This is a genomic window from Jeongeupia naejangsanensis (assembly GCF_016865585.1).
In the GTDB taxonomy this organism is placed as follows: Bacteria; Pseudomonadota; Gammaproteobacteria; order Burkholderiales; family Chitinibacteraceae; genus Jeongeupia; species Jeongeupia naejangsanensis.
In genome coordinates this window covers 1-24,057 of the sequence record NZ_JAESND010000003.1, presented here as the reverse complement: position 1 = coordinate 24,057, position 24,057 = coordinate 1, and the positions used below count along the sequence as shown (strand labels likewise).

The 24,057-nt window shown below is 62.9% G+C and carries 27 protein-coding genes; 16 read left to right on the top strand and 11 right to left on the bottom strand.

Annotated features, from left to right (window positions below):
- Window positions 1-34 precede the first annotated feature (34 nt).
- From JMJ54_RS07805 to JMJ54_RS07750, 12 genes are all read left to right on the top strand, one after another.
- Entirely contained in the window at window positions 35-307 is a 273-nt protein-coding gene (locus JMJ54_RS07805; protein WP_203537559.1) for a hypothetical protein, read from the top strand.
- Between the two features lie 37 nt (window positions 308-344).
- Window positions 345-1,007 (top strand): amino acid ABC transporter permease, encoded by a 663-nt coding sequence (locus tag JMJ54_RS07800; protein WP_203537557.1) that lies wholly within the window; start codon window positions 345-347, stop codon window positions 1,005-1,007.
- Window positions 1,008-1,069: 62 nt separating this feature from the next.
- The gene (locus JMJ54_RS07795) at window positions 1,070-2,212 is read left to right on the top strand and encodes a MalY/PatB family protein (protein WP_203537555.1); all 1,143 of its coding nucleotides are present in this window, start codon (window positions 1,070-1,072) and stop codon (window positions 2,210-2,212) included.
- 88 nt (window positions 2,213-2,300) lie between these two features.
- Window positions 2,301-2,882 (top strand): sugar O-acetyltransferase, encoded by a 582-nt coding sequence (locus tag JMJ54_RS19420; RefSeq protein ID WP_203537553.1) that lies wholly within the window; start codon window positions 2,301-2,303, stop codon window positions 2,880-2,882.
- Window positions 2,883-2,995: 113 nt separating this feature from the next.
- Entirely contained in the window at window positions 2,996-3,481 is a 486-nt protein-coding gene (gene purE, locus JMJ54_RS07785) for a 5-(carboxyamino)imidazole ribonucleotide mutase (RefSeq protein ID WP_189460119.1), read from the top strand.
- On the top strand, window positions 3,478-3,729 hold the full coding sequence (locus JMJ54_RS07780) for a hypothetical protein (RefSeq protein WP_203537552.1): 252 nt from the start codon (window positions 3,478-3,480) through the stop codon (window positions 3,727-3,729). Before purE ends, JMJ54_RS07780 begins: the two co-directional genes overlap by 4 nt.
- Before the next feature lie 2 nt (window positions 3,730-3,731).
- Window positions 3,732-4,874, top strand: a complete 1,143-nt coding sequence (locus JMJ54_RS07775; protein ID WP_203537550.1) for a 5-(carboxyamino)imidazole ribonucleotide synthase — start codon at window positions 3,732-3,734, stop codon at window positions 4,872-4,874.
- Between the two features lie 2 nt (window positions 4,875-4,876).
- The gene (locus JMJ54_RS07770) at window positions 4,877-5,563 is read left to right on the top strand and encodes a DNA alkylation repair protein (protein WP_203537548.1); all 687 of its coding nucleotides are present in this window, start codon (window positions 4,877-4,879) and stop codon (window positions 5,561-5,563) included.
- Between the two features lie 55 nt (window positions 5,564-5,618).
- Window positions 5,619-6,203: an FMN-binding negative transcriptional regulator gene (locus JMJ54_RS07765; protein WP_203537545.1), complete on the top strand. Its 585-nt coding sequence runs from the start codon at window positions 5,619-5,621 to the stop codon at window positions 6,201-6,203.
- A complete protein-coding gene (locus JMJ54_RS07760; protein WP_203537543.1) occupies window positions 6,200-6,703 on the top strand; it encodes a GNAT family N-acetyltransferase in 504 nt (167 codons plus the stop codon). Before JMJ54_RS07765 ends, JMJ54_RS07760 begins: the two co-directional genes overlap by 4 nt.
- 129 nt (window positions 6,704-6,832) lie before the next feature.
- Window positions 6,833-7,534 (top strand): aquaporin Z, encoded by a 702-nt coding sequence (aqpZ, locus tag JMJ54_RS07755; RefSeq protein ID WP_238999976.1) that lies wholly within the window; start codon window positions 6,833-6,835, stop codon window positions 7,532-7,534.
- Between the two features lie 156 nt (window positions 7,535-7,690).
- Window positions 7,691-8,569, top strand: coding sequence for a phosphoribosylaminoimidazolesuccinocarboxamide synthase (locus tag JMJ54_RS07750; protein WP_203537542.1), 879 nt, complete (start codon window positions 7,691-7,693; stop codon window positions 8,567-8,569).
- A 71-nt stretch (window positions 8,570-8,640) separates the two neighbouring features.
- Here JMJ54_RS07750 and wrbA read toward each other — a convergent pair whose 3' ends face one another.
- Entirely contained in the window at window positions 8,641-9,243 is a 603-nt protein-coding gene (gene wrbA, locus JMJ54_RS07745; RefSeq protein ID WP_203537531.1) for an NAD(P)H:quinone oxidoreductase, read from the bottom strand.
- Window positions 9,244-9,396: 153 nt separating this feature from the next.
- Here wrbA and trhA point away from each other — a divergent pair, with 153 nt between their 5' ends.
- The gene (gene trhA / locus JMJ54_RS07740; RefSeq protein ID WP_203537529.1) at window positions 9,397-10,017 is read left to right on the top strand and encodes a PAQR family membrane homeostasis protein TrhA; all 621 of its coding nucleotides are present in this window, start codon (window positions 9,397-9,399) and stop codon (window positions 10,015-10,017) included.
- A 1-nt stretch (window position 10,018) separates the two neighbouring features.
- Here trhA and JMJ54_RS07735 read toward each other — a convergent pair whose 3' ends face one another.
- Entirely contained in the window at window positions 10,019-11,263 is a 1,245-nt protein-coding gene (locus JMJ54_RS07735) for a Dol-P-Glc:Glc(2)Man(9)GlcNAc(2)-PP-Dol alpha-1,2-glucosyltransferase (RefSeq protein ID WP_203537527.1), read from the bottom strand.
- 225 nt (window positions 11,264-11,488) lie between these two features.
- Window positions 11,489-12,613 (bottom strand): GGDEF domain-containing protein, encoded by a 1,125-nt coding sequence (locus JMJ54_RS07730; protein ID WP_203537525.1) that lies wholly within the window; start codon window positions 12,611-12,613, stop codon window positions 11,489-11,491.
- Between the two features lie 126 nt (window positions 12,614-12,739).
- Here JMJ54_RS07730 and JMJ54_RS07725 point away from each other — a divergent pair, with 126 nt between their 5' ends.
- Window positions 12,740-13,687: a carbohydrate kinase family protein gene (locus JMJ54_RS07725; protein ID WP_203537523.1), complete on the top strand. Its 948-nt coding sequence runs from the start codon at window positions 12,740-12,742 to the stop codon at window positions 13,685-13,687.
- A gap of 48 nt (window positions 13,688-13,735) precedes the next feature.
- Here the strand turns inward: JMJ54_RS07725 and JMJ54_RS07720 are convergent, their stop codons facing one another.
- From JMJ54_RS07720 to JMJ54_RS19530, 5 genes are all read right to left on the bottom strand, one after another.
- Window positions 13,736-14,533, bottom strand: coding sequence for a sulfite exporter TauE/SafE family protein (locus JMJ54_RS07720; RefSeq protein WP_203537521.1), 798 nt, complete (start codon window positions 14,531-14,533; stop codon window positions 13,736-13,738).
- Entirely contained in the window at window positions 14,527-14,982 is a 456-nt protein-coding gene (locus JMJ54_RS07715; RefSeq protein WP_203537519.1) for an EVE domain-containing protein, read from the bottom strand. Before JMJ54_RS07715 ends, JMJ54_RS07720 begins: the two co-directional genes overlap by 7 nt.
- A complete protein-coding gene (locus JMJ54_RS07710) occupies window positions 14,979-15,290 on the bottom strand; it encodes a YkgJ family cysteine cluster protein (protein ID WP_203537517.1) in 312 nt (103 codons plus the stop codon). Before JMJ54_RS07710 ends, JMJ54_RS07715 begins: the two co-directional genes overlap by 4 nt.
- Window positions 15,291-15,333: 43 nt before the next feature.
- Window positions 15,334-16,110 (bottom strand): sulfite exporter TauE/SafE family protein, encoded by a 777-nt coding sequence (locus JMJ54_RS07705; RefSeq protein ID WP_203537515.1) that lies wholly within the window; start codon window positions 16,108-16,110, stop codon window positions 15,334-15,336.
- A 71-nt stretch (window positions 16,111-16,181) separates the two neighbouring features.
- Window positions 16,182-18,374, bottom strand: coding sequence for a mechanosensitive ion channel domain-containing protein (locus JMJ54_RS19530; RefSeq protein WP_203537513.1), 2,193 nt, complete (start codon window positions 18,372-18,374; stop codon window positions 16,182-16,184).
- Between the two features lie 211 nt (window positions 18,375-18,585).
- Between JMJ54_RS19530 and JMJ54_RS07695 the strand changes: the two genes are divergently transcribed.
- Window positions 18,586-19,317 (top strand): glutathione peroxidase, encoded by a 732-nt coding sequence (locus tag JMJ54_RS07695; RefSeq protein WP_203537511.1) that lies wholly within the window; start codon window positions 18,586-18,588, stop codon window positions 19,315-19,317.
- Between the two features lie 293 nt (window positions 19,318-19,610).
- Window positions 19,611-21,002 carry a dihydrolipoyl dehydrogenase gene (locus JMJ54_RS07690; RefSeq protein WP_203537510.1) on the top strand — a complete coding sequence of 464 codons (1,392 nt, stop codon included), beginning with the start codon at window positions 19,611-19,613 and terminating at the stop codon, window positions 21,000-21,002.
- A 180-nt stretch (window positions 21,003-21,182) separates the two neighbouring features.
- Here the strand turns inward: JMJ54_RS07690 and JMJ54_RS07685 are convergent, their stop codons facing one another.
- From JMJ54_RS07685 to JMJ54_RS07675, 3 genes are all read right to left on the bottom strand, one after another.
- A complete protein-coding gene (locus tag JMJ54_RS07685) occupies window positions 21,183-21,680 on the bottom strand; it encodes a hypothetical protein (RefSeq protein WP_203537509.1) in 498 nt (165 codons plus the stop codon).
- Window positions 21,677-23,842 (bottom strand): M23 family metallopeptidase, encoded by a 2,166-nt coding sequence (locus JMJ54_RS07680; RefSeq protein WP_203537508.1) that lies wholly within the window; start codon window positions 23,840-23,842, stop codon window positions 21,677-21,679. The genes JMJ54_RS07685 and JMJ54_RS07680 overlap by 4 nt, the downstream gene beginning before the upstream one ends.
- A gap of 6 nt (window positions 23,843-23,848) precedes the next feature.
- On the bottom strand, window positions 23,849-24,057 hold a 209-nt coding region (locus JMJ54_RS07675), incomplete at its 5' end, for a DUF2345 domain-containing protein (RefSeq protein ID WP_203537507.1).

The following is a 24,057-nucleotide window of genomic DNA, read 5'->3' as shown; positions in this document are numbered from 1 at the left end:
TCCTACCCCGCTGTTTTCCCCGAGTCCGACCACTATGCTTACGTTTACGCTATTCACGACCATCGTCTGCATCGGTGTCGGCATCCTCCTGATCAATACGCTGCTGTGCCTGCCCACGGCCATCGGCAGACGGGAAATCCCCTGGGTGGTCCTGATCCTGCTGACCGGCCCGATCGCCGCGTTCTGCTTTTCACTGCGCAAAGACGACGAACTCAAATGGCTGGGCAAGCTCAGCCTGTGGGGACTGGCAATCGCCCTGGCCGGCGCGGCGGCACTGCTCGTCACCCTGTTGCTGCACCCGCGCTGAATCTCCCTCAACCCTTCTCCCTTGATGAGCGTTCATAGTGGATAGCTGGATCGAACTGCTGCATACCGCCTTGCCCTTCCTGATCAAGGGCGCCGGTTTCACGGTGTTTTTCGCGCTGATCGCCATGGTGCTGGGGCTGGCGCTCGGTTTTGCCGTCGCGCTGCTGCGCATCGCCAAGGTCCCGGTGCTCGCGCAGATCGCGGCCGTCTATGTCAGCGCGATGCGCGGCACGCCGCTGCTGGTGCAGATCTTCGTCATCTATTACGGCCTGCCCAGCGTCGGGATAGAGTTCGATCCGGTCACCGCCGGCATCCTGGCGCTGACGCTGAACGTCGCCGCCTACCTGTCCGAAAGCATGCGTGGCGCCATTGCCGGCGTCTCGCGCAACCAGTGGCTCGCCGGCTACTCGCTCGGGCTGAACTGGTGGCAGACGATGCGCCACGTCATCGCACCGCAGGCGCTGCGGCTCGCGGTGCCCAGCCTGTCGAACAGCCTGATCAGCCTGATCAAGGACACTTCGCTGGTGTCGGTGATCACCGTAACCGAACTGATGCTCGCCACCAAGGAAGTGATCGCACAGACCTTCCAGCCGCTGCCGCTCTACCTCGCCGCCGCGGCGATCTACTGGCTGCTGAGCGCGCTGTTCGAGCGCGTGCAGCGCGCCGTCGAGAAAAAACTCGAGTTCGCCCACCGGCATTGATGCGGTCCCTGCAGCACCCGGCCCCGAAAACACGCTGGATTTGATTCCGAGGAACACGCCCCATGTACGACTTCACCACGCCCGCCGCCCAGCACGTTGCCGACAGCTACAAATGGCGCAAATACGCCGGACGCGACATCCTGCCGCTGTGGGTGGCCGACATGGATTTCCTCAGCCCGCCGGCGATCACCAAGGCGCTGGCCGAGCGCGTTGCGCAGGGCATCTTCACCTATGGCGAACCGACCGAAACCGCGCTGGCGGCGCTGATCGCCGCAGCCCGGCGCGATTACGGCTGGGCCATCGAGCCGGCCTGGCTGGTGCCGCTGCCGGGGCTCGTCACCGGGCTCAACGTTGCCTGCCGCGCCAGCGGCAGCGGGGACGTGATCACCGCGACGCCGATCTACCCGCCCTTCATGTCCGCGCCGCAGTTTTCCGGACGCAAGCTCGTCAAACTGCCGCTGCGCGAAACCCGGCTCGCCACCGGCAGCCACTGGGAGTGGGATTTCGACGCGCTCGACGCGGCCGCAACGCAGGGCGCCACCCTGATGCTCTGCCACCCTCACAACCCGGTGGGCCGGCAGTGGACGCTGGCCGAGCTGAACCGGCTCGGCGAAATCGCGGAAAAACACGATCTGACGGTCGTCAGCGACGAGATCCATTGCGACCTGCTGCTCGAGCCGGGCGCCCGTCATACGCCGTTTGCCTCACTGTCGCCGGCACTGGCGGCAAGAACGATCACGCTGATGGCGCCCAGCAAGACCTACAACGTGCCGGGCCTCGGTTGCGCCTTCGCCGTCATCCCGAACGCCGAACGCCGCCACGCGTTCCAGAAGACGATGCGCGGCATCATTCCGCACGTGAACCTGCTCGGCTACGTCGCGCTCGAGGCCGCCTGCCGCGACGGTGCCGCCTGGCGCACCGAACTGCTGTCGGTGCTGCGCAGCAACCGCGACGAGGTGGTCCGGGCGCTCGACGGCCATCAGGGCCTGCGCGTCACCGTGCCGCAAGCGACCTTCCTTGCCTGGATCGACTGCCGCGGCGCCGGGCTGCAGCACCCGCAGCATTTCTTCGAGCAAGCCGGCGTCGGTCTCTCCGATGGCGCCGATTTCGATGCACCGGGCTTCGTCCGGCTGAACTTCGGCTGCCCGCGCGCCACGCTCGACTCGGCGCTCGCCCGGATGCGCACGGCGCTGGCCACGCTCTGATTGCCGACCTTGCCCAGTTCACCGGCCGGCCGGGCAAATCCCGGCCGCGCGCGTTAAATTGGCAGGCTGCACAACCGGAATAGCACGCATGTCCGATACCACGATCCGCTTTGCCTTCGACGACCTCGGCAAGCCCCCCCACCGCTGGCAGCACGAACTCGAACTGCTGCGCCGTTTCAACAGCTGGGACACCGAGCACGAGGCGCGTGCCGGCTTGCTGGCCGAGCTGTTCGGCGAGGCCGGCGACGTCCGCATCCTGCCGCCGCTCACGGTCACGCGCGGGCACGACTTCAGCTTCGGTCACAAGGTCTTCATCAACTGCGGCGCGATGCTCTCGGGCGGCGCGCCGGTGCGCATCGGCGCACACACGCTGATCGGCCCCAATGTGCACATCCACGCCACCACGCATCCGGTCGACCCGACCGAGCGTCAGCGCTGGGCGTTCTGGGCCAAGCCGATCACCATCGGCGAAAACGTCTGGATCGGCGCCGGTGCGGTGATCTGTGCCGGCGTGACCATCGGCGACCACAGCGTCATCGGCGCCGGCGCCATCGTCACCCGTGACGTTCCGGCCTGCGTGCTCGCCGCCGGCAATCCGGCACAGGTCGTACGCGAACTGACGCCGCCGGACATGGCCACGCTGTACACGGCATGGGCGACGCCCGACTGACCCATGGCACCCGCCCGGCCGGCGGACTGGCGGGCCGAGCGACAACGTCCATCGGTATTGCTGCCCGCCAGCGACGAATTCGGTAGAATTTCTGCTTTTACGCGGGGTAGGACATGGTCAAGGTCGGCGTCGTCATGGGCAGCAACAGCGACTGGGAGGTGATGCGTCACGCAGCCGAGCAGCTGAAAACCTACGGTGTCGAGTTCGAATGCCGTGTCGTTTCGGCACACCGTACGCCCGACCTGCTGTTCGAATACGCTGAAACCGCCGGTCCGCGCGGTCTCGCCTGCATCATCGCCGGCGCCGGTGGCGCCGCCCACCTGCCGGGCATGCTCGCCGCCAAGACCACCGTGCCGGTGCTCGGCGTGCCGGTGCCGTCGAAATACCTGCGTGGCGAGGATTCGCTGCTGTCGATCGTGCAGATGCCCAAGGGCGTACCGGTCGCCACGTTCGCGATCGGCGAAGCCGGCGCCGCCAATGCCGGCCTGTTCGCGGTCGCGATGCTTGCAGGCAGCGACCCGCAACTTGCTGCCGCGTTGAACGCCTTCCGCGAAACGCAAAAGCAGACCGTGCTGGCGATGACGCTCCCCGAGGTATGAACGACGACAGGCAGCGCTGGGAACGGATCCGCGCAGGCGGATTCTGGCGTTGCCTGCTGCTGCGCGGTGCCCTCGGCTGGGGGCTGCCGTTCTGCCTGTTCTGGAGCTTGATCGCCGACATGCTCGGCGTCGCGACGCTGCGTAACGCACTGCTCGAATCACTGCCGTTGGGCTTGGCCGCTGGCCTCGTCTGGGGCTTTGCCTGCTGGGGCTTCTCGCTCCTGCAACTGATGAAATCGAAGGAATGACCATGGCTGTGAAGCCGATTCTGCCGCCGGCCATGCTCGGCATCCTCGGGGGTGGCCAGCTGGGCCGCATGTTCGCCGTTGCCGCCAAGACCATGGGTTATCGCGTCACCGTGCTCGACCCGGACGCGAAAGCACCGGCCGCCGATTTCGCCGACGTGCACATCGCCAGGCCGTACAACGATCCGGACGCGCTGGCCGAACTGGTCCGTACCTGCAAGGCGATCACCACCGAGTTCGAGAACGTCAACGCCGAATCGATGCGCTGGCTTGCCGGTCAGGGCGTCCCGGTGTCGCCGAGTGGCGATTGCGTCGCCATCGCGCAGGACCGCGTCGCCGAGAAGACCTTCATCCGCAACGCCGGCCTTGCCACCGCGCCCTTCCTGCCGGTGCAGACCGCCGCCGACCTCGAGGGCGACCTGAGCGACTACCTGCCAGGCATCCTCAAGACCGCCCGCCTCGGTTACGACGGCAAGGGCCAGGTCCGGGTGAAGACGGTCGAAGAAGCGCGCGCCGCGCTGTCCGACCTGAAGCACCAGCCCTGTGTGCTGGAAAAGATGATGCCGCTGGTCGCCGAAGTCTCGGTCATCGTCACCCGCACCCGCGCCGGCGAAGTCACCAGCTTTCCGCCGGCCGAGAACGAGCACGCCGGCGGCATCCTCGACGTCTCGATCGTGCCGGCCCGGATCGGCGCCGGCATCACCGAGCGCGCCCGCTCGATGGCGATGCAGCTGGCCGAAGCGCTCGACTATGTCGGCGTGCTCGCAGTCGAGTTCTTCATCCTCGACGGCGACGAACTCGTCATCAACGAAATGGCACCGCGCCCGCACAACAGCGGCCACTACACGCTCGATGCCACATTGACCAGCCAGTTCGAACAGCAGGTCCGCGCGATGTGCGGGCTGTATCCGGGCAAGACCGATCTGCTCAAGCCCGTGGTGATGGTCAACCTGCTCGGCGACACCTGGGGCGCGAACGGTGCCGAGCCGAACTGGGACGTCCTGCTGACCGCGCCGAACACCAAGCTCCACCTGTACGGCAAGACCGAAGCCCGCTCGGGCCGCAAGATGGGCCATTTCAACGTGCTGGCCGACAGTGCCGACGCCGCGCTCGAACAGGCGCAGGCCATCAAGGACATGCTGGGCTGACCATGGAGACGGCGGCAGCGTTCACCGATGCCGTCGTCGCCGGCCTTGCGCCGCTCGCCGATCCGGCTACTGCCGCACCGATGGCCGCGTACATGCGCGGCCGTTTTGCTTTCCTCGGCATCAAGACCCCCGCCCGGCGCAGCGTTTCGACCCCGCTGATCCGCGCCGCGCGCAAGTCCATGACCCCGGCCGATCGCCTGGCCGCCGCGCAAAAGCTGTGGGCCTTGCCCGAACGCGAATACCTGATCGTCGCCGTCGACCTGCTTGCCGACCGGCCGGCAACGCTCGGCATCGCCGTGCTGCCGGTACTCGACACGCTGATCGGCAGCAAGTCGTGGTGGGACAGCGTCGACGGGCTGGCCGCCAGCGTCGTCGGTCCGCTGCTGCAGGCCGAGCCCGCATTGCGCACGGTGATGGACGACTGGGCCGGCGGCGACCGGCTCTGGCATGCCCGTACCGCGCTGCTGTTCCAGCTCGGCTACAAGACCGACACCGACACCACGCGACTGTTCGGCTACTGCCGCGCGCTGGCCGATCACCCCGACTTCTTCATCCGCAAGGCCATCGGCTGGGCGCTGCGCCAGTACGCCCGCACCGACGCCGACGCCGTGCGCGGCTTCGTCGCCACCGAACGTGAACGACTCTCTCCGCTGTCGGTACGCGAAGCGCTGAAGCATCTCGGCGACTGAGACGACACCGCGCCGGCGCCGGTATGCTTGAACGTTCCGCCACGCCGAGCCGGCCATGTACATCCCCGAACATTTCCGTTGCGACGACCTCGCAACGATCCACGGTTTCGTCCTTGCCCACGGCTTCGCGACGCTGATCAGCAACGTCGACGGCGTGCCGTTCGCCAGCCACCTGCCGCTGGTGCTTGTCCCGGGGCCGGATGGCGATCGGCTGATCGGCCATCTTGCCCGCGCCAACCCGCACTGGCAGGCGTGGCAGGACGGCATCCCTGCACTGGCGATTTTCCATGGCCCGCACGACTACGTCTCGCCAAGCTGGTACGACCAGCGCCCCGCCGTGCCGACCTGGAACTACGCCGCCGTGCACGCGACCGGCACCGTGCGCGTCGGCGCCTCGCTGGCGCTGGCGGAGCTGATCCGCCAGTACGAACCGACGCTGATCGGCGATCGCGCCAGCTTCGACCCCGCTTTCAACACCACGCTGAAAGCCCACATCGTCGGCATCGATTTCGCCGTCGAACGCTGGGAGGCCAAGTTCAAGCTGTCGCAGAACCGCAGCGAAGCCGACCGGCGCAACATCGCCGACCGCCTCGCCGACACCGAACTCGCAAACCTGGTCAGGAACGCGCCCACGACATGAGCACGCACCATCTGCGCACCGCCGGTACCGGCGACTTTCCGGTACTGCGCGCGCTGCTGCTCGCCAGTTATGCCGAATTCATCGACCAGCTGCCGGAAGCCGACGGCAGCGCCATGGCGGCGAACATCGCATCGGCGGTCGGCCGTGCCGCCGGCCAGTGGTGGCTGATGGAGCACGACGGAGCGCCGGCCGGCTGCATCCTGTACGGCCCCCCCGGCACCGAGGCCAGCCTGTTTCCGTCCGACTGGGCCTTCGTGCGGCTGCTTGGCGTCGCCCCGCCGGCGCGCGGTCAGGGTGTCTCGCGGCAACTGATGCGGCACTGCATCGCCCTCGCCCGATCGCAGCAGGCCCCCGCGATCGGCCTGTATACCAGTGACTGGATGCAACCGGCGCAGCAGCTGTATGCCTCGCTCGGTTTTGCCGGATACGGCGAACTGCCGGGCTGGTACGGCTTGCGCTACCGTACGTTCAGGCTCGATCTGTCGGCCCCGGCAGTCTGAATTTCGACGATGAAAGGGAAAATTGACGATTTTGTCAGGGTAAATCTGACAGAATAGTCAATGTCATTGCCCTATTCTGTTCCCCTTTCGTGGCAAGCCTGTCACGTGCATCCACAACAAGGGGGAAACATGTATCCGCTCAAAAACCGCATGGCGGCGGAATTCATCGGCACATTCTGGCTCGTACTCGGCGGCTGTGGCAGCGCCGTACTCGCCGCCGGCTTTCCGCAACTCGGTATCGGCTTTGCCGGCGTCTCGCTCGCCTTCGGCCTGACCGTGCTGACCATGGCGTTTGCGATCGGCCACGTTTCCGGCTGCCATCTGAACCCGGCCGTGTCGCTGGGCCTCGTCGTCGGCGGCCGTTTCCCGGCGAAAGAGCTGCTGCCCTACGTGATCGCCCAGGTGCTCGGCGGGATCGCCGCCGCTGCGGTGCTGTACACGATCGCCAGCGGCAAGGCCGGCTTCGATCTGGCCGGCGGCTTTGCATCGAACGGCTACGGTGCGCATTCGCCCGACGGTTACAGCCTGATGGCTGCGCTGGTGTGCGAAGTCGTCATGACCGCCATGTTCCTGTTCGTCATCCTCGGCGCAACCGACAAGCGCGCACCGGCCGGCTTCGCGCCGATCGCGATCGGTCTGGCACTGACGCTGATCCACCTGATCAGCATTCCGGTCACCAACACCTCGGTGAATCCGGCACGCAGCACCGGTGTCGCCCTGTTCGCAGGCGGTTGGGCAATCGATCAGCTGTGGCTGTTCTGGGTTGCGCCGCTGATCGGTGCGGCCATTGCCGGCGTGATTTACCCGGTGGTCGCCGGCAAGAGCGAGTAAGCGCCAACTGCATCACCCGACGCCCCGACGGCTCGCCCTCGGGGCGTTCTGTCGTCCCGGCCCGCGCGGCATCCGGCCGGGCGGCATGAAATGCGGGCCGGAATCGGGCAAAATACGGCTTTTGCCGCCGACCCCGGCCCGCGCCAAGGAAACGAGATGTCCAGCATCACCTCCACCGACCTCAAGAGCCTGAAGAAGATCTACTCGGGCAAGGTACGCGACCTGTACGAAATCGACGCCCAGCGCATGCTGATGATCGCGACCGATCGCCTGTCGGCGTTCGATGTGATCCTCGAAGAGCCGATTCCGGAAAAGGGCAAGATCCTCACCGCGATCTCGAACTTCTGGTTCGACAAGTTCAGGGATCTGGTGCCGAGCCACTTCACCGGCGAAAAGGCCGAGGACGTCGTCAGTGCCGAGGACCTGCCGCAGGTCGAAGGCCGCGCGGTCGTGGTCAAGCGCCTGAAGCCGGTGCCGGTCGAGGCGGTCGTGCGCGGCTATCTGGCCGGCGGCGGCTGGAAGGACTACAAGGCCACCGGCGCAGTCAGCGGCATCGCGCTGCCGGCGGGCCTGATCGAGGCGCAGCAGCTGCCCGAACCGATCTTCACGCCGAGCACCAAGGCCGCCGTCGGCGACCACGACGAACCGATCTCGTTCGAGCAGACCGCCGACCTGATCGGCCCGGAACTCGCCGCCAAGGTACGCGATACCGCGATCCGGCTGTACAAGGCCGCAGCCGAGTTCGCCGCGACCCGCGGCATCATCATCGCCGACACCAAGTTCGAATTCGGCCTCGATGAGGACGGCACGCTGTGCCTGATGGACGAGGCGCTGACGCCGGATTCGAGCCGCTTCTGGCCGGCCGACCAGTACCAGCCGGGCAGCAACCCGCCGTCGTACGACAAGCAGTTCGTCCGCGACTGGCTGGAAAGCACCGGCTGGAACAAGCAGCCGCCGGCCCCGGCCGTGCCGCTCGACGTCGCCGAGAAGACCGCGGCCAAGTATCGCGAAGCACTCGACAAGCTGACCGCCTGATCGGTCGGACGAGCAGCAAAAAAAGCCCCGTCAACGACGGGGCTTTTTCACGCCGGGACAACAGCCAAAGCTCAGGCACCAAGCTTCTTCGCAAGCTCCGCGACATGCCGACCCTGATAGCGGGCGATGTCGAGTTCGTTCGCCGACGGCGAGCGGCTGCCGTCGCCACTGGTCAAGGTACTGGCGCCGTAGGGGCTGCCGCCGGTGATCTCGTCCATTCTGGTCAGCCCGGCACATGCATACGGCACGCCGACGATCACCATGCCGTGATGCAGCAGTGTGGTGTGGAACGAGGTGATCGTCGTTTCCTGGCCGCCGTGCTGGGTGGCGGTGCTGGTGAACACGCTGCCAATCTTGCCGATCAGCGCGCCACTCGCCCACAGCCCGCCGGTCTGGTCGAGGAAGTTGCGCATCTGCGCCGCCATATTGCCGAAGCGTGTCGGCGTACCGAAGATGACCGCGTCGTAGTCGGCCAGCTCGGACGGCGCGGCAACCGGTGCAGCCTGGTCGAGTTTGGCGCCGGCCTTGCGCGCCACCTCTTCGGGCACGAGATCAGCGACCCGCTTGAGCGTCACCTCGACACCGGCGACACCGCGCGCGCCCTCCGCCACCGCTTGGGCCATGGTTTCGACATGGCCATACATCGAGTAGTACACCACCAGGATCTTGGTCATTGCAGGCTCCGTTCGGACAAGGGTCGAACCAGCTTAGAACCGGAAACGCGACTTTGCGGGTCGTCCGCGCCGCAAGGGCCGGTGGTCGTGGGAATTTCCACAGTGCGCCGCCACCAGCAGCGGTTATGCTTTCGGCTTCGTCCGGAGAAGCCCATGTACCGTGGAGAACGTTTCAACAGCTACAGCCACCTGATCGGCACGCTGCTCGCCGTCGCCGGCCTTGTCGTGCTGGTCGTCGTCGCCAGCCTGTACGGCAACGCCTGGCAGGTCGTCAGCGTCAGCATCTATGGCGCAACGCTGGTCATGCTCTATGGCGCGTCGACGCTGTACCACTCGATCCGCCACGCCGGCGCCAAGAAGGTGCTGCAGAAGTTCGACCACTGCGCGATCTACCTGCTGATTGCCGGCAGCTACACGCCGTTTTCGCTGGTGACGCTGCGCGGCCCCTGGGGCTGGACGCTGTTCGGCATCAGTTGGGGACTGGCGCTGATCGGCATCATTCAGGAGCTGCTGATCGGCAAGCGCACGCGGGTGTTCTCGCTGATCATCTACGTGCTGATGGGCTGGCTGATCCTGATCGCGATGAAGCCGCTGAAACTGGCGCTGCCCGCCGGCGGTATGGCGTGGCTGGTGGCCGGTGGCGTGATCTACAGCATCGGCATCATCTTCTTCATCTTCGACGAAAAGATCCGCCACGGTCACGGCATCTGGCACCTGTTCGTACTGGCCGGCAGCGTCTGCCACTTCTTCAGCATTCTGCTCTACGTCGCCTGAACTACAGGAAGAAGCGCAGCGTCGCGGTGCCGTAGACGAACACAACAGCGACAATCGCATACAGCGCGCCCGTCAGCGCCTGCACGCCGGGCCGGTCGTCGTCGCGGTAAAGCAGCAGCAACGCAAACGGAATCATCATGTAGCGCTGTTCGATCAGCCACGACGGCAGCAGCGCCAGTACGCTGAAAGCGGCGATCACGTACAGCTCGGGCCGGCGTTGCGCCATCGCCAGCCAGTCGAGCGTGGCCAGCGCGATCGGAATGAAGAACAGCAGCTTGACCGGCAGCGACGACGACAGCAGCGTCAGCAAGCCGTTGCGCAGAAAGTATTCGGGCTGGATCGCGTTGTACGGGTGGCTGTTCTGGAAGCCGAACAGGTAAACCACCAGCAGTCCGGCGAGCAGCAGCGGCACGAAGCCGTGATGGCGCGCATAGTCCAGCGTCGCCGGCAGGTTGGCCACCACGCTGGGCAACAGGAAAATCGCGTACAGCAGCAACATGAAGAACACGTTGCCGACGAACAGTCCGGACAGCTGGTGCGCACCACGATCGCCGACCGCGACACCCCCGTTCCAGAGCACGAAAACGATGAAACCGGCCAGCGCCAGCGCGTACAGTCCCGCGCCGGCCACGTGTTCCTTCAGCGTTTCGCGACACCAGCGGAAGCCGCTGTCGCGGCAGTAGGCCAGCACCGGCACCGCCAGCAGCCAGATGACGTTCTGCTGGCGCACGCAGATGCTCAGGCCGAGCACCAGCGCCGCCGGAATCGCCTGCTTGCGCAACGCCAGCCACAATCCGCCGAAAACCAGCAGCAACGACAGTACATCGGTGTAGGCCAGATAGAAATAGGGCAGGAAAATCGGGAAGAACGCGAACTGCACCAGACGCTGCGGCGAGACGGCGCCGTGGCGTTCGCGCAGCAACAGCGCATAAACCAGGACCAGCGCGGTGCCGAACAGCGTGCTGATGCCACGCACCGTGGCCAGCGAATAGGCTCCGAACGGCCAGCTCAGCGCGGCCACCAGCATGTGGTAGCCGGGAATCGTCGTCAGACGCGAATCGATGCTGAAATCGCCGAGCAGGAAACGGCGGATTTGTGCCTCGTGGACCACCTCATCACCAACGATGACCGCATTGCGGCAATACACATAGGCCAGCACGATGATCAGGCACAGCATCAGCGCATGGCGGCGCCGTTCCGAGCGCAGCGGCGCCAGCAGGCGCGGCCACGGTTCACTACTTTGCATCCGGACTCTCCGTTCAGGTCACCGCCATGACGACGGCATTGCGACAATCTAAACAAGGCCGGACGCACGCGGACGGAGAAAGGCGATCGGCACGTGTCGCCACGACGGCCGGCATACAATGACGGCCAGACGTCAGCATCACGTATGGAAGTGTTGGTTAAGTACGACGCCGGAAACGACGACGCCCGCTCAAGCGGGCGCCGTTGGCGAGACAAACCCGACGAATCAGCCGCGCGCGACCATGAAGCCCGATGCCGGGCCGTCGGTGGCGGGCCGCAGGCGCGATTGCGCCTGCCCGTACAGCACCGGGAAATCCACGCCGTCATGCGGATACGTCGCCATGCTGACACCCGCCGAAACACGGATTGCGATGTCGTCATAGTCGGACACGATGGTGGTCAGCGCCTCGCGCAGCTCCATCAGCAGCGTCTGCAATTCGGCATCGTTGCGGTGCGGCGCCAGGATGCAGAAACTGTCGCCACCGATCCGGCCAAGGCTGTCCTCGGGACGGAGGTGACTGCGTAGCGCCGCGGCGCAGGTCCGCAGCACATGGTCGCCACCAGCGTGACCGTAGCGGCTGTTGATCGCGTGCATCCGGTCGATGTCGACCAGCAGCAAACCGAGCGGACGTTCGTGCTTGCGGGCACGACGCAGTTCGCGCAAGCAGACCTCTTCGAAACCGCGACGGTTCAGCGCCCAGGTCAGTACGTCGTAGCGTGCCAGACGCGCCAGACGGCCGCGCAGCTTCTGCGCGACCAGCTGCGGCCACAGCAGCGACTGGAACAGCCCGAACAGCATGCATTCGAGCACCAGCGCTTCGGCACTTCCCCACCAGCCGGGCTGGGCAAAGGCCCAGAAGAACAGCATGCCGAGCCAGTACATAGCATGCAGGGTGCACACGGTCGCCATCACCAGTCGCGGCCCGCCGGCACGCTCCTCGGCAAACGGCTGGCGCAGCAACTGAAGACGCAAGACAGCCAGCGGCACGATGGCCAGGGTGGCGGCCAGCATGACCGGGAGTTCATCGCCGAAGACGCGTTGCCACGCGACCCCCAGCAAGAAGGCCAGTAGCGCGCAACCGACCGCCGGCGCCCAGTGCGGCGTTTTCAGCAGATGACGGCGCAGCGCCACATTGAAGAGCGATTCGGCGAAAACCCATGCTGCAACAGCAAGTGGCGCCATGCCCAGCGCGGCCAGCAAGGCGGTCAGACCGGTCAGCGCCCCCGCCAGCGCCAGTGGGCCGAGCCCGGATTCATGCTGGCTGTTGCCGAGCAGGACCAGCTGGCCGGCGACCAGCACGCCCAGAAGCAGGCTCGCAAATACCAATAGATTCGAAATGGAAATCAGCATGAATGAATAATCCTACACATACTGCAAGCTTAACAAAGCAGCCACGCCAACGGTACCCGGTACGACGAAGCGACCATCGGCTCCGACAGGTGGCATAATCGACCGATTTTCAACTTGGGAAACACCATGTCCACGCTGATTTGCGGCTCGGTTGCCTATGACACCATCATGGTGTTTCAAGATCAATTCAAGCGCCACATCCTGCCGGATCAGATCCACATGCTGTCGGTATCGTTCCTGGTACCGGAAATGCGTCGCGAGTTCGGCGGTTGTGCCGGAAATATCGCGTATTCGCTGAAGTTGCTGGGGGGTGATCCACTGATCATGGCGGCGGTCGGCAGCGATTTCGGCCCCTACGCCCAACGATTGGACAATCTGGGCATCACCCGCACCCATGTGCGCGAGCTGCCCGAGCAGTTCACCGCGCAGTGTTTCGTCACCACCGACCTCGACGACAACCAGATCGCAGCCTTCCACCCGGGCGCGATGGGGCTGGCGCACCTGAACCGGCTCGAACAGGTCGAAGCGCCGGTTGAACTTGCAATCATCGGGCCGGACAGCAAGCAGGCGATGGTCGAACGTGCCGAGCAGCTCGCCGCCGCCGGCATCCCGTTCATCTTCGACCTCGGCCAGGCCTTTCCGCTGTTCGACGGTGACGAACTGCGCCGGATGATCGAGCTGGCGACCTATCTCGCCGCCAACGACTACGAGGCGGAGGTCATCGCCAGCCGTACCGGCCTGTCGCTGGCCGAGATTGCCGGTCAGCTGAAAGCGCTGATCGTGACCCGCGGCGCCGAAGGCGCACACATTTATGCCGACGGCGTCGTGCATGACATCCCGGCCGTCCGGGCCGAAGCCGTTGTCGATCCGACCGGCTGCGGCGACGCCTTCCGCGCCGGCCTGCTCTACGGCATCACCCAAGGCTGGGACTGGCCGAGTACCGGCCGGCTGTCGTCGCTGCTCGGTGCCATGAAGATCGCCCAGCGCGGCGCGCAGAACCACCAGTTCACGGTCGAATCGATCTCTGCCGACTATCAGGCGGCATTCGGCAGCCCGTGGCCCGGTCAGCAGTAAGCAAGTGATCATGAACAACGCCACCCTCGGGTGGCGTTGTTCATTTCGTCAGACCAGCGTCAGCAACATCTTCGTTGCCAGGACGATCAGCAACAGGGCAAAACACTTCTTCAGCACCGGCACCGGCAGGCGGTGTGCCAGCCAAGCGCCGACCTTGGCCATCGGGAAGCTGGCAATGACAATGCCGGCCAGCGCCGGCAGGTAAACGAAGCCGGCGCTGCCCGGTGGCAACCCGAATGCATGCCAGCCGCTGGCGACATAACCGGCCGCACCGGCCAGTGCGATGGGCAGGCCGATCGCCGCCGAGGTACCGATCGCTTCGCGTACCGGCACATTGCACAAGGTCATGAACGGGACGGACAGCGAGCCGCCGCCAATGCCGACCCAGCTCGACACCGCGCCGATCACGCCACCGACGCCGCTCATGCCCGGCAGCCCGGGCAGTTGCCGGCTCGGTGCCGGCTTGAGGTCGGCCAGCATCTGCGCGCCGACGAGATAGGCGAAACCGACGAAAAACCATTTGAGTGCCACGCCGGAAAACAGCGCCGCCAGCTGCGCGCCAACGAAAGTGCCGACGATGATGCCCGGCGCGATCGCCCGGAACACCGGCCAGCGTACCGCGCCGCGCGCCGCGTGGGCACGGAAGCTGGCGATCGAGGTGAACACGATGGTCGCCAGCGAGGTCCCCAGCGCCAGATGCTGCTGGTGGGTTTCGGGCAGACCGACCAGATGGAAGACGAACAACAGGCCCGGCACGATCACGAGCCCGCCACCGACACCCAGCAAGCCCGCCAGCACCCCGGCGACCAGCCCCAGACCGAGGCAGGCAAGCAGTGCGATCAGCATCCTATCCGGTCCCTGATCAGCAGCCATTCGGCTTCGGTCACCGGCGTGATCGACAGGCGGTTGCCGCGCTTGAGCACCTGCATGTCCGCCAGTCCGGGCTCGGCACGCATCGCATCGATGCCCAGCAGCCGTCCCTTGGCGACAAAGCGCACGTCGACCTGCTGCCAGCGCGGTGCTTCGGGTGTCGACTTCGGATCGTAATATTTCGACTCGGGATCGAACTGGGTCGGGTCGGGATAGGCGGTGCGGCAGACTTCGGCCAGACCGGCAACGCCGGGCTCGGCGCAGCTCGAGTGGTAGAACAGCACACCGTCGCCGACCGCCATCGCGTCACGCATGAAATTGCGCGCCTGATAATTGCGCACGCCGTACCAGCCGACCTGACCCAGCCGCTGCAGGTCGTCGATGCCGACGTCGTCGGGCTCGGACTTCATCAACCAGTAGTTCATGCTTCTCCCTCGCCCCGGACGGCCAGCAGCGGAATGAGCTTGCGCTGCTCCAGGCAATCATGATCGCCGAGTTTGTATTCGCGGCAGATCAGCGGCCGCACCGCGTAAATCGAACACATCATCGTGCGGCGGTCGAGCGCCGCGCACCAGCCGTCGTCCAGCCGGCGCATCACTTCGCCGCCCCATTCGTCACGGGCAACGAACTGCGGCGGGACATCGTCGTCACCGGCGAGCAACAGCACTTCAAGCCGGCAACAGCAGGCCTTGCAACTGGCGCACGACAGCAGCGCCTCGGTATCCATCGTCATCCGGCCCATTGTACCGGGCGCGACGGGAGCACGCGCTAACGGTTCATGACGACAGCACGGGCCTGAGCATGTCCCAGCTCAGCTTGGCGAGCAGCACCAGCGCCAGCGTCAGGAACAGCCGACGAATCCAGGTGTTGCCACCCTTGAGCGCCAGCAGGCTGCCGACCTGCGCACCGGCGATATTGGCGATCGCCATCGGGATCGCATAGCCGAACAGCACCAGCTTGGCCGGGATGAAGAACGCCAGCGAGGCGAAGTTGGTCGCCAGATTGACGACCTTGGCCGACGCCGAAGCGCGGACGAAGTCGAAATGGAAGCAGCGCACGAACAGGAAGATCAGGAAGGAGCCGGTGCCGGGACCGAAGAAGCCGTCATAGAAACCGATGGCGGCACCGATCGCCATGCCGGTGTAGAGGTCACGCCGCGTCAGCGGCCGGCCGGCGTCCTCGCCACCGAACGACGGCTTGAACCAGGTGTAGACCAGCATCACCGCCAGCAGCACGACGACCATCGGCCGCACCGAATCGGCCGGCAGCAGGTGGATGGCCCGTGCGCCGAAGTAGGCGCCGACGAAGGCCGCTGCCGCGCTCGGCAGCAGCACGTGCCAGTCGAGCTTTACCCGGCGGGCGTAGCGCCATGTCGCCGACAACGTACCCATTGCCGCGGCCAGCTTGTTGGTCCCCATCAGCATCGCCGGCAGTTCGCGCGGCAGGATGGTGAACAACCCCGGCACCAGAATCAGCCCGCCACCACCGACGGCGGCATCGATCATCCCGGCAATGAAGGCCAGTGGCAGCAGGAACAGCAGTTCTTGAGGCATGACGGTCGGCGCCCAAACTGGAAAACCGTATTGTGAATCGTTCGCTATGACACCGATATCGGGGCCGAGCCCTAATCGGCTGCCGGCTGAGCCGCGCCGGCCGCCGCCGGCGGGTCGAAATGGACGTCCATCTGCGGGAAGGGCATGGCGATGCCGAGTGCGTCGAAGCGCTTCTTCAGCCGCAGGTTGAACGCCCGGGCGACTTCCCATTGCGACAGCGGCCGGGTCTTGAAGCGGGCCTTGACGATCACCGCGCTGGCGTCGAAGCGCTCCACCCCCAGCACGTCAATCGGCGCCAGCAGCTCGCGGCGCCAGCGCGCCTCGCTGCGCATCTCGGTGCCGACATCGCGGATCGTCTTCATCACCCTGTCGAGGTCCGCATCGTAGGTGACGCCGATCTCGAACAGCGCGTAGGCAAAGCCGCGGGCGTAGTTGGTGATGCTGGCGATCTGGCTGAACGGCACCGCGTGCACCGCGCCGGCCGAATCGCGCAGCTTGACGGTGCGGATCGTCAGCCCCTCGACCGTGCCGGCATGGCCGCCGACGTCGACGTAGTCGCCGACGGCGATCGTATCCTCGATCAGGATGAACAGCCCGGTGATCAGATCCTTGACCAGCGTCTGTGCGCCGAAACCGACCGCCAGACCGATGACGCCGGCGCCGGCAATCAGCGGCGTCACGTCGATGCCCAAGTTGGCCAGCGACAGGATGGCCGCCACCACCAGCAGCGTGCCGAGGATGGCATTGCGGAACAGCGGCAGGATGGTGCGTACGCGGGTGCTCGCCGTCTTGCCGCGCCGCCCGCCGCCGCCGTTCATGCTTTCTTCGATCAGCGTATCGAGCAGGATCCACAGCAGCCAGGCGATCAACACGGTCATCACGATGCCGCCGAAGATGTCGTCGAGCGTCCGGCCGCGCAGCCGCAGTGCACCGATGTCGAGCAGCGACAGCCCCCACAGGCGGGTGAACAGCTCGGCGAACACCAGCCAGAGACCGACGAGGCAGAGATTCTGCCCGAACACCAGCAGCCGGCTCAGGTAGGGCGAGCGGCGGCGGTGCCGCCGGGTGCGCGAGGCGGCGAAATAGCGCTGCAGGAACGTCGAGACCAGGAAAGTGCCGATCATCAGCAGCGTACTCAGCGCGGCGCTGTTGAGCGTGTTTTCGAGCCGGCCGGCGTTGGCCAGCGTCTTGAACGCCGACAGCGCGCACAGCAGCACTACCGGCAGATGCCAGAGTGCAGCCACGAACTGCAGCGTCTCGGTCAGCGCCTTGCCGGCGTGACGCTGGGCGTACGGCCGGTTCTGGATCAGGTGACCGATCGGCCGGCGGAAGGCGATCGCGAACGCGGCGGTCAATGCAATCGTGGTCAGGTCGGCCATGGCGGCCAGCAGGCCGGCCAGGTTCGGCCCGAACTCGATCTTGATCGTCGGATTGCTGAAGGCGTCGGCCAGCGCCAGTGCCATGCCGATCAGCATCTGCCAGTGCCTGCTCCGCACGATCAGCACCCGCGCCGCTGCCCGTCGCAACCCGGTGCCACGCAGTGAAAACAGCAGCACGCTCAGTGCCGAGAACAGCGCGCCGACCAGGATGGCATAGGCCAGCATCATCGCCAGCAGGCCGCCGAGCGTGACCTTCAGGTGGACCAGATAGAGCGTCAACGCAAACGCCAGCGCCCACGGTGCAATGCGCTGCCAGATGAACAGCATCAGTTCGCGCGTGCGCGGATGCGCGGGCAGCTCGACCCCGCGCAAGCCCAGCAGCAGGCCGATGTGCCGGCCGATCCAGCCGAGCGCCAGCGCCGCCGCCATCCACATGCCCAGCGCCAGCACGAAGTCCGCCGGAAAGCGCCACGGATCGCCGGACTGCTCGGCAATGCGCTGGCGCAGCTCGCTGGCACTATTGCCAATCAGCGCCCGCCAGCGCAACAAAGGGCGGAATCCGCTGTCAAACTGGTTTCTCAACACATCAACTTGTGAGTTGAGCCAGCCCAGCATGCCACCCTGCTCCACTTCCGGCGCCGATGCCGCGACGGCACTGGCCGACACGCGCAGTGCCCGTAATTCGGCCACCAGTGCCTGCCGCTGCGATTCGTTTTCCAGCGTCCGGATCACCGTGTCGAGCGAGGCACCAAGCTCGGCCGCGGCAGCGCCGGAGGCCGCCGGGGCCGACGCCGCCACCGGTTTCAGCGGGAGCGGCACCGCCACAGCCAGCACGGGCAGGATCAGGCACAGGCAGGTCAGCCAGCTCAGTAGTCGGGCCCGCACAGGCGCTCCTTGCAAGTGTTCGATGGCCGATGATCCCACCGGCCGCCCGCCGGCGGAAGCCGGCAGCGCAAACACGACCCGGTTACGGATCGATAGAAATTGGCAATCGATATGTTGAAATCATTAAATTAGACGTATCGCAACAAGGTCAGGATACTTCACCCATCGCTGCACGACGCAGCCTACCCGCCTCAATAAAAGGAGTTTAGACATGCTGCAAAACCGTGAAGGTCAACGCGTCCCCAACGTCACTTTCCGCGTCCGCGAAAACAATGAATGGAAGAACGTCACCACCGACGAGCTTTTCAAAGGCAAGACCGTGGCGCTGTTCTCGCTGCCGGGTGCGTTCACCCCGACCTGCTCCTCCACCCACCTGCCGCGTTACAACGAACTCGCCCCGGCCTTCAAGGCCAACGGCGTCGACGCCATCCTCTGCGTCTCGGTCAACGACACCTTCGTGATGAACGAATGGGCCAAGGATCAGGAAGCCCAGAACATCGTGATGATCCCGGACGGCAACGGCGAATTCACCGAAGGCATGGGCATGCTGGTCGACAAGAGCGACCTCGGCTTCGGCAAGCGCAGCTGGCGTTACTCGATGCTGGTGAAGGACGGCGTGGTCGAGAAGATGTTCATCGAGCCGCAGAAGGAAGGCGACCCGTTTGAAGTGTCCGACGCCGACACCATGCTCGACTACATCAACCCGAATGCGAAGAAGCCGGATCAGGTCGTGGTGTTCTCCAAGGTCGGCTGCTCGTTCTGCGCCAAGGCCAAGGCCCTGCTGACCGAACACGGCTACGACTTCGTCGACGTGCCGCTGGACAACAAGATCCGCGGCAAGGCGCTCGGCGCCGTCTCGGGCTCGATGACCGCCCCGCAGGTGTTCATCAACGGCAAGCTGATCGGCGGCCACGAACAGCTCGAGCGTTTCCTCGTCAAGTAAGGCCCGCGCCCGGCTCGCCGCCGGGCCGAATGCAGCACACAGGGCCGGCTTGACCGGCCCTTTTCAATCACCAGCCCCGATCGCACTGTCGCAGTGCATCCGGCTCGATGATTGCTATCCGACCCGAATAACAACAAAACCAGTCCCAGTCGGCGAGCGAGCCAAAGCAGTCTGGTGACGCCCGAAGCACAGGAACCGGAATGGACACATGGTCCATGAGGATTCCGAGCATCGGACGGCACCGGAATGCGCGGGCGCAGCCGCCGAATGGGGCAGGTTCAAAGGAAGCCGCCATGAATACGATCACCATCGACGTTGCCATCCTCGGCGCCGGCACCGCCGGCCTCGCCGCCTACCGTGCAGCCAGGGCCGCGGGCAAAACCGCGCTGCTGATCGAGGGCGGCCCCTACGGCACCACCTGCGCCCGCGTCGGCTGCATGCCCTCCAAACTGCTGATCGCCGCTGCCGAAGCCGCTCACGAAGCGCGCCACACCGCACCGTTCGGCGTGCATGTCGTCGGCGACATCGTCATCGACGGCCGCGAAGTAATGGACCGGGTCCGGCGCGAACGCGACCGCTTTGTCAGCTTCGTGCTCGACAGCGTCGACGGCATCCCGGCGGAAGACAAACTGCGCGGCTACGCCCGCTTTGTCGACAACCTGACCTTGCTGGTCGATGACCACACCACGGTGAAAGCCGACCGCGTCGTCATCGCCACCGGCTCCAGCCCCAGCATACCCGAGCCGTTCAAGGTCTTCGGCGACCGGCTGATCGTCAACGACGACGTCTTCAGCTGGAAAACGCTGCCGCGCCGCGTCGCCGTGTTCGGCCCGGGCGTGATCGGTCTCGAACTCGGCCAGGCACTGTCCCGGCTTGGCGTCGACGTCCGTGTTTTCGGTGCGCGTGGCGGCGTCGGCCCGCTCAGCGATCCGGCGATCCGCGACTACGCCCGCACCACCTTCCAGAACGAGTTCTACCTCGACCCGGACGCCAAGATCGAATCGATGGCGCGCGATGGTGACGAAGCGGTGATCCGCTACGTGAGCCTCGCCGGCGAAACCGTCACCGAGCGCTTCGACTACGTGCTTGCCGCTACCGGCCGCAGCCCCAACGTCGCCGGCCTCGGGCTGGAAAACACCGGCCTCGAACTCGACGCGCGCGGCGTACCACTGTTCGACCGTGAGACATTGCAGTGCGGCAACAGCCCGGTCTTCATCGCCGGCGACGCCAACAACATCCTGCCGCTGCTGCACGAAGCCGCCGACGAAGGCAAAACCGCCGGCAGCAACGCCGCCAGCTACCCCGACGTCAAACCCGGTCTGCGCCGCGCACCGATCGGTGTGGTGTTCAGCGACCCGCAGATCGCCATGGTCGGCGCCCGCTTCGCCGACCTCGAACCGGGCAGCTTCGTCGCCGGCGAAGTCAGCTTCGAAAACCAGGGCCGCAGCCGCGTGATGCTGAAAAACCGCGGGCTGATGCACGTCTACGCCGACAAGGCGACCGGCCGCTTCCTCGGCGCCGAATGGATCGGCCCCCGCGCCGAAAACATCGCCCACACGCTGGCTTGGGCGGTGCAGATGGGGCTGACGGTTGAGCAGATGCTGGAGATGCCGTTCTATCACCCGGTGGTGGAGGAAGGGGTGAGGACGGCGTTGAGGGCTGTGGAAGCGAAAGTGACCAACTAACCAAGAAAAGGCGACGGAGATTTCCGTCGCCTTTTTCGTTATAAATCCGTAAAAAATCTTAAAGCGCTGATTAATATCTGTATTTCATGTATCAGAATCTTTATCAACTCAGTACCCTCAGTTGAGGCGACTGAGCCATAAAGTCTATGAGCCACCACACCCGGGTAAACATCAATTCTGTTATTGCGTCACGGAAAAAATTTTTTCTAGAACTGACACCATTTCTTTTTCTGCGACAACTCCAGTCACCTCAACTTCTGCGCACTTATTAAGCAAGGGATGTCTGCACGCATAATAAATATTTGTCAACTCCTTCTGTCCATCCCCAAAAATATAGTTGGAATGAATAACTTGCAGGTACCCATTCTTTATGGGAACGGTGAATTTCCTATCTATCCCAGTAATATACCTTCCACTGTTTGACGGCCAAATAAATCCATTCTCCAATTTCAAATCAAAATCTTCATATGCGACACCTTCCTTTTCAACAATGAATGACTTGACATTAACTTTCCGTCCTGCAATCTTTCCAGAAATTTCCATTTTATCCAAATCACAAGTTTTTATATCAACATTCTTGAAATTTGCAAATATCGTGTCACACGCCTGCTTTGAGTAAGATAATCCCGAAATCATCATCATGAAAAATAACAATGCAGACTTAAAAATTAAACTCATATTTTCACCCTCCTATACTCGAACCCTTTAGGGTAATTGCCATCGGAGAAGATCGGCGAATCATGCAGAATCATTAATGCATTCACATATGCTACATGCCTGTCCACCAACCCATTCATATTCTCGGGTGGATCTCTTTGTATTTGCCCTGGCAAATTCACGGATGCAGCGCATTTTGCAAATGATCTAGAGTAATACCAGTACTTCTCCCCCTTGTTGGTAGCAATTGACCTCAGATCATTCCTAGTTTCTTCATCCGCGTATATATTTGAATTCTTCTTCACACCGGCATCCCAAGACCAATACGCCCCAGCACTATTCGCTGCGTGAAATGCAGAAGAAGCCAACTCATCGCGCCAATTAAGTTCCACCTGAGTAGGTGGAACTTTATTTTTTCTCCCACAGAAAGAAAAATATTTGTAGTAATTATTATTTCCTTTGTTGATATCCCCATCCGGATTGGTGAGTTGAAGAAACCCTCTTCCATACCAACCTTTATGCAAATCAGGAAACCTACCACCTCCTTCCTTAGTGGCGCTAAGCCACTGCGTTTCCTGTATGGCATTTCCGAGGAAACATGCAGCCCTCATGGCACTTTTCATTATAAAAAATTTCCTCATAGCCTTGTTGAGCTCTGGATAGTAAAGCTGAACAAAATCACTGGAAACACGAGGGCTCTCCCAAAAAGAAGTTTTTTCCGACTTGTGGGATCCGGGTTTTCTAATCACATTTTTTGGAATCAATTGCTCCCATTCTTTCTCGCTAAGCCACTCGGCACCTCCAAGATGGCGGATGAACTCTCGAGGATGAAAGTGCCAGTGGCTGTTACTAATCGCAAGTTTAGCCTCCTCCCAGAATGACAAGGCCTCTACATACGCCTTAAATTCAGCATATTTTTCATCCTTCATTGGCTCGACCAACACATCGCTTGACTTTTTCAACCAAGAGTAACGTGTATCAACCTGCGCTCTTTCCCATTCCGTGGGGAATTTACATATTGTACGAGAAAGCCTAGACTGAATCTCTTCATCTCTCAATGCAATTGATAGAGCATTTTCTGTTAATTTCTCATCAATTCCTTTAATCCACTTCTCAAGTGTTGGTGAATTACATTGGCTGTCCGGTGTTGGGTCATCACCTATTGTTGCCCAGCCCAACCAGTGTGGAAAATCGCCGTCGCTAAACTTCATAACGGCCATTGCATTGAGATCAACCCACCCATCACCACCTGGATAATTGACCCTATGCCAATGAGGCACCGCACCAGAAGCAATAGGTGTTTCATTTTCGATATTGATAACTCGGCCAAAGCGCAACAATTCATACGCGGCACTTGGTGCAACGTGAAAAGCATCACCTAACTTGCAGGCTTTGGCATAAAGGTTGTATTCATATTCTTTGTCCTCCGCAGACAATTCTTGCCCTATTTCGATGTACAACCCCATCCTTGTGGCATCCTCTTGACGTGTGTGGAGCAAACATTTACCACGTTCGAAGCGCATTATCACGAATAGCGGAGAAGTCGAAGTATATATTGGAGAACCATTACCGGAAGTAGCCTCATTTGAAGCGATAGAACTAAAAAACCTAGTCCCAGACGGAAGGTAAAAATGAATATCGCCATAGACGATATTGCGACGACCATTTTTGCTGACATCCAGTTCCCCAGAACCTCGCCCCACTATTTTTCTTAAATTTTCATCATCACAAATTATTTCCAAATGCATGGCATTTTTACCGTTACACGCCCCAACACTACCCAAGCTATCTTTGCGATAAACAGTTTGTTTCTTCTTTACGAATACTTGTTTAAGGTGCATGTAGATCGAATAGTATTCGATGCATCCTTCTGTCCCTTCGCCAATCTCAGTCTTATGTTTTATTACGATGCAGCCATTGTCTGTCTTACCTTCATAATTTAGCGGGGCTTGATCGGCACCATTGGAATCTCGCCAAAACACTACCTCGCCGTCAGCGATAGCCCGAACCGGCTCAGCAGTCCCGCTGGTATCAGTATGTGCAATATGTTGGCCACCGTGCCAAGCGAGCTTATTCGAGATCGGGTAGTTCCCCCCGGACGAAAGCGGCATTAACTCCTCTAGCCATTTATGGTCCGGAGTGCTTCCTTGAGAAGTTTTTAAAATTGGCGGGCTGATAATCATTGTTCACTACTCGGAAAATGTAAATTTGCCAGATGGCTTAAAATCACTAATCGGATAGTTCGGAAGTGGGACATTCAAATTCGCCGGTCCACTGAAGCTGTGATCCGCCCCCTTCACATCCACCTTCCCCGGACAATGGATCTCGATGTTCCCGCCCTTGAGCCGGATGTAGCCGCCGCCTGCCGTCAGCAGGATTTCCTCGCCGGCGATCACGT

Excerpts from the sequence above, each read along its gene's own strand:
- JMJ54_RS07805 (WP_203537559.1), top strand. The coding sequence starts at position 35 with ATGCTTACGTTTACGCTATTCACGACCATCGTCTGCATCGGTGTCGGC.
- JMJ54_RS07795 (WP_203537555.1), top strand. The coding sequence starts at position 1,070 with ATGTACGACTTCACCACGCCCGCCGCCCAGCACGTTGCCGACAGCTAC.
- JMJ54_RS19420 (WP_203537553.1), top strand. The coding sequence starts at position 2,301 with ATGTCCGATACCACGATCCGCTTTGCCTTCGACGACCTCGGCAAGCCC.
- purE (WP_189460119.1), top strand. The coding sequence starts at position 2,996 with ATGGTCAAGGTCGGCGTCGTCATGGGCAGCAACAGCGACTGGGAGGTG.
- JMJ54_RS07780 (WP_203537552.1), top strand. The coding sequence starts at position 3,478 with ATGAACGACGACAGGCAGCGCTGGGAACGGATCCGCGCAGGCGGATTC.
- JMJ54_RS07775 (WP_203537550.1), top strand. The coding sequence starts at position 3,732 with ATGGCTGTGAAGCCGATTCTGCCGCCGGCCATGCTCGGCATCCTCGGG.
- JMJ54_RS07770 (WP_203537548.1), top strand. The coding sequence starts at position 4,877 with ATGGAGACGGCGGCAGCGTTCACCGATGCCGTCGTCGCCGGCCTTGCG.
- JMJ54_RS07765 (WP_203537545.1), top strand. The coding sequence starts at position 5,619 with ATGTACATCCCCGAACATTTCCGTTGCGACGACCTCGCAACGATCCAC.
- JMJ54_RS07760 (WP_203537543.1), top strand. The coding sequence starts at position 6,200 with ATGAGCACGCACCATCTGCGCACCGCCGGTACCGGCGACTTTCCGGTA.
- aqpZ (WP_238999976.1), top strand. The coding sequence starts at position 6,833 with ATGTATCCGCTCAAAAACCGCATGGCGGCGGAATTCATCGGCACATTC.
- JMJ54_RS07750 (WP_203537542.1), top strand. The coding sequence starts at position 7,691 with ATGTCCAGCATCACCTCCACCGACCTCAAGAGCCTGAAGAAGATCTAC.
- wrbA (WP_203537531.1), bottom strand. The coding sequence starts at position 9,243 with ATGACCAAGATCCTGGTGGTGTACTACTCGATGTATGGCCATGTCGAA.
- trhA (WP_203537529.1), top strand. The coding sequence starts at position 9,397 with ATGTACCGTGGAGAACGTTTCAACAGCTACAGCCACCTGATCGGCACG.
- JMJ54_RS07735 (WP_203537527.1), bottom strand. The coding sequence starts at position 11,263 with ATGCAAAGTAGTGAACCGTGGCCGCGCCTGCTGGCGCCGCTGCGCTCG.
- JMJ54_RS07730 (WP_203537525.1), bottom strand. The coding sequence starts at position 12,613 with ATGCTGATTTCCATTTCGAATCTATTGGTATTTGCGAGCCTGCTTCTG.
- JMJ54_RS07725 (WP_203537523.1), top strand. The coding sequence starts at position 12,740 with ATGTCCACGCTGATTTGCGGCTCGGTTGCCTATGACACCATCATGGTG.
- JMJ54_RS07720 (WP_203537521.1), bottom strand. The coding sequence starts at position 14,533 with ATGCTGATCGCACTGCTTGCCTGCCTCGGTCTGGGGCTGGTCGCCGGG.
- JMJ54_RS07715 (WP_203537519.1), bottom strand. The coding sequence starts at position 14,982 with ATGAACTACTGGTTGATGAAGTCCGAGCCCGACGACGTCGGCATCGAC.
- JMJ54_RS07710 (WP_203537517.1), bottom strand. The coding sequence starts at position 15,290 with ATGACGATGGATACCGAGGCGCTGCTGTCGTGCGCCAGTTGCAAGGCC.
- JMJ54_RS07705 (WP_203537515.1), bottom strand. The coding sequence starts at position 16,110 with ATGCCTCAAGAACTGCTGTTCCTGCTGCCACTGGCCTTCATTGCCGGG.
- JMJ54_RS07695 (WP_203537511.1), top strand. The coding sequence starts at position 18,586 with ATGCTGCAAAACCGTGAAGGTCAACGCGTCCCCAACGTCACTTTCCGC.
- JMJ54_RS07690 (WP_203537510.1), top strand. The coding sequence starts at position 19,611 with ATGAATACGATCACCATCGACGTTGCCATCCTCGGCGCCGGCACCGCC.
- JMJ54_RS07685 (WP_203537509.1), bottom strand. The coding sequence starts at position 21,680 with ATGAGTTTAATTTTTAAGTCTGCATTGTTATTTTTCATGATGATGATT.
- JMJ54_RS07680 (WP_203537508.1), bottom strand. The coding sequence starts at position 23,842 with ATGATTATCAGCCCGCCAATTTTAAAAACTTCTCAAGGAAGCACTCCG.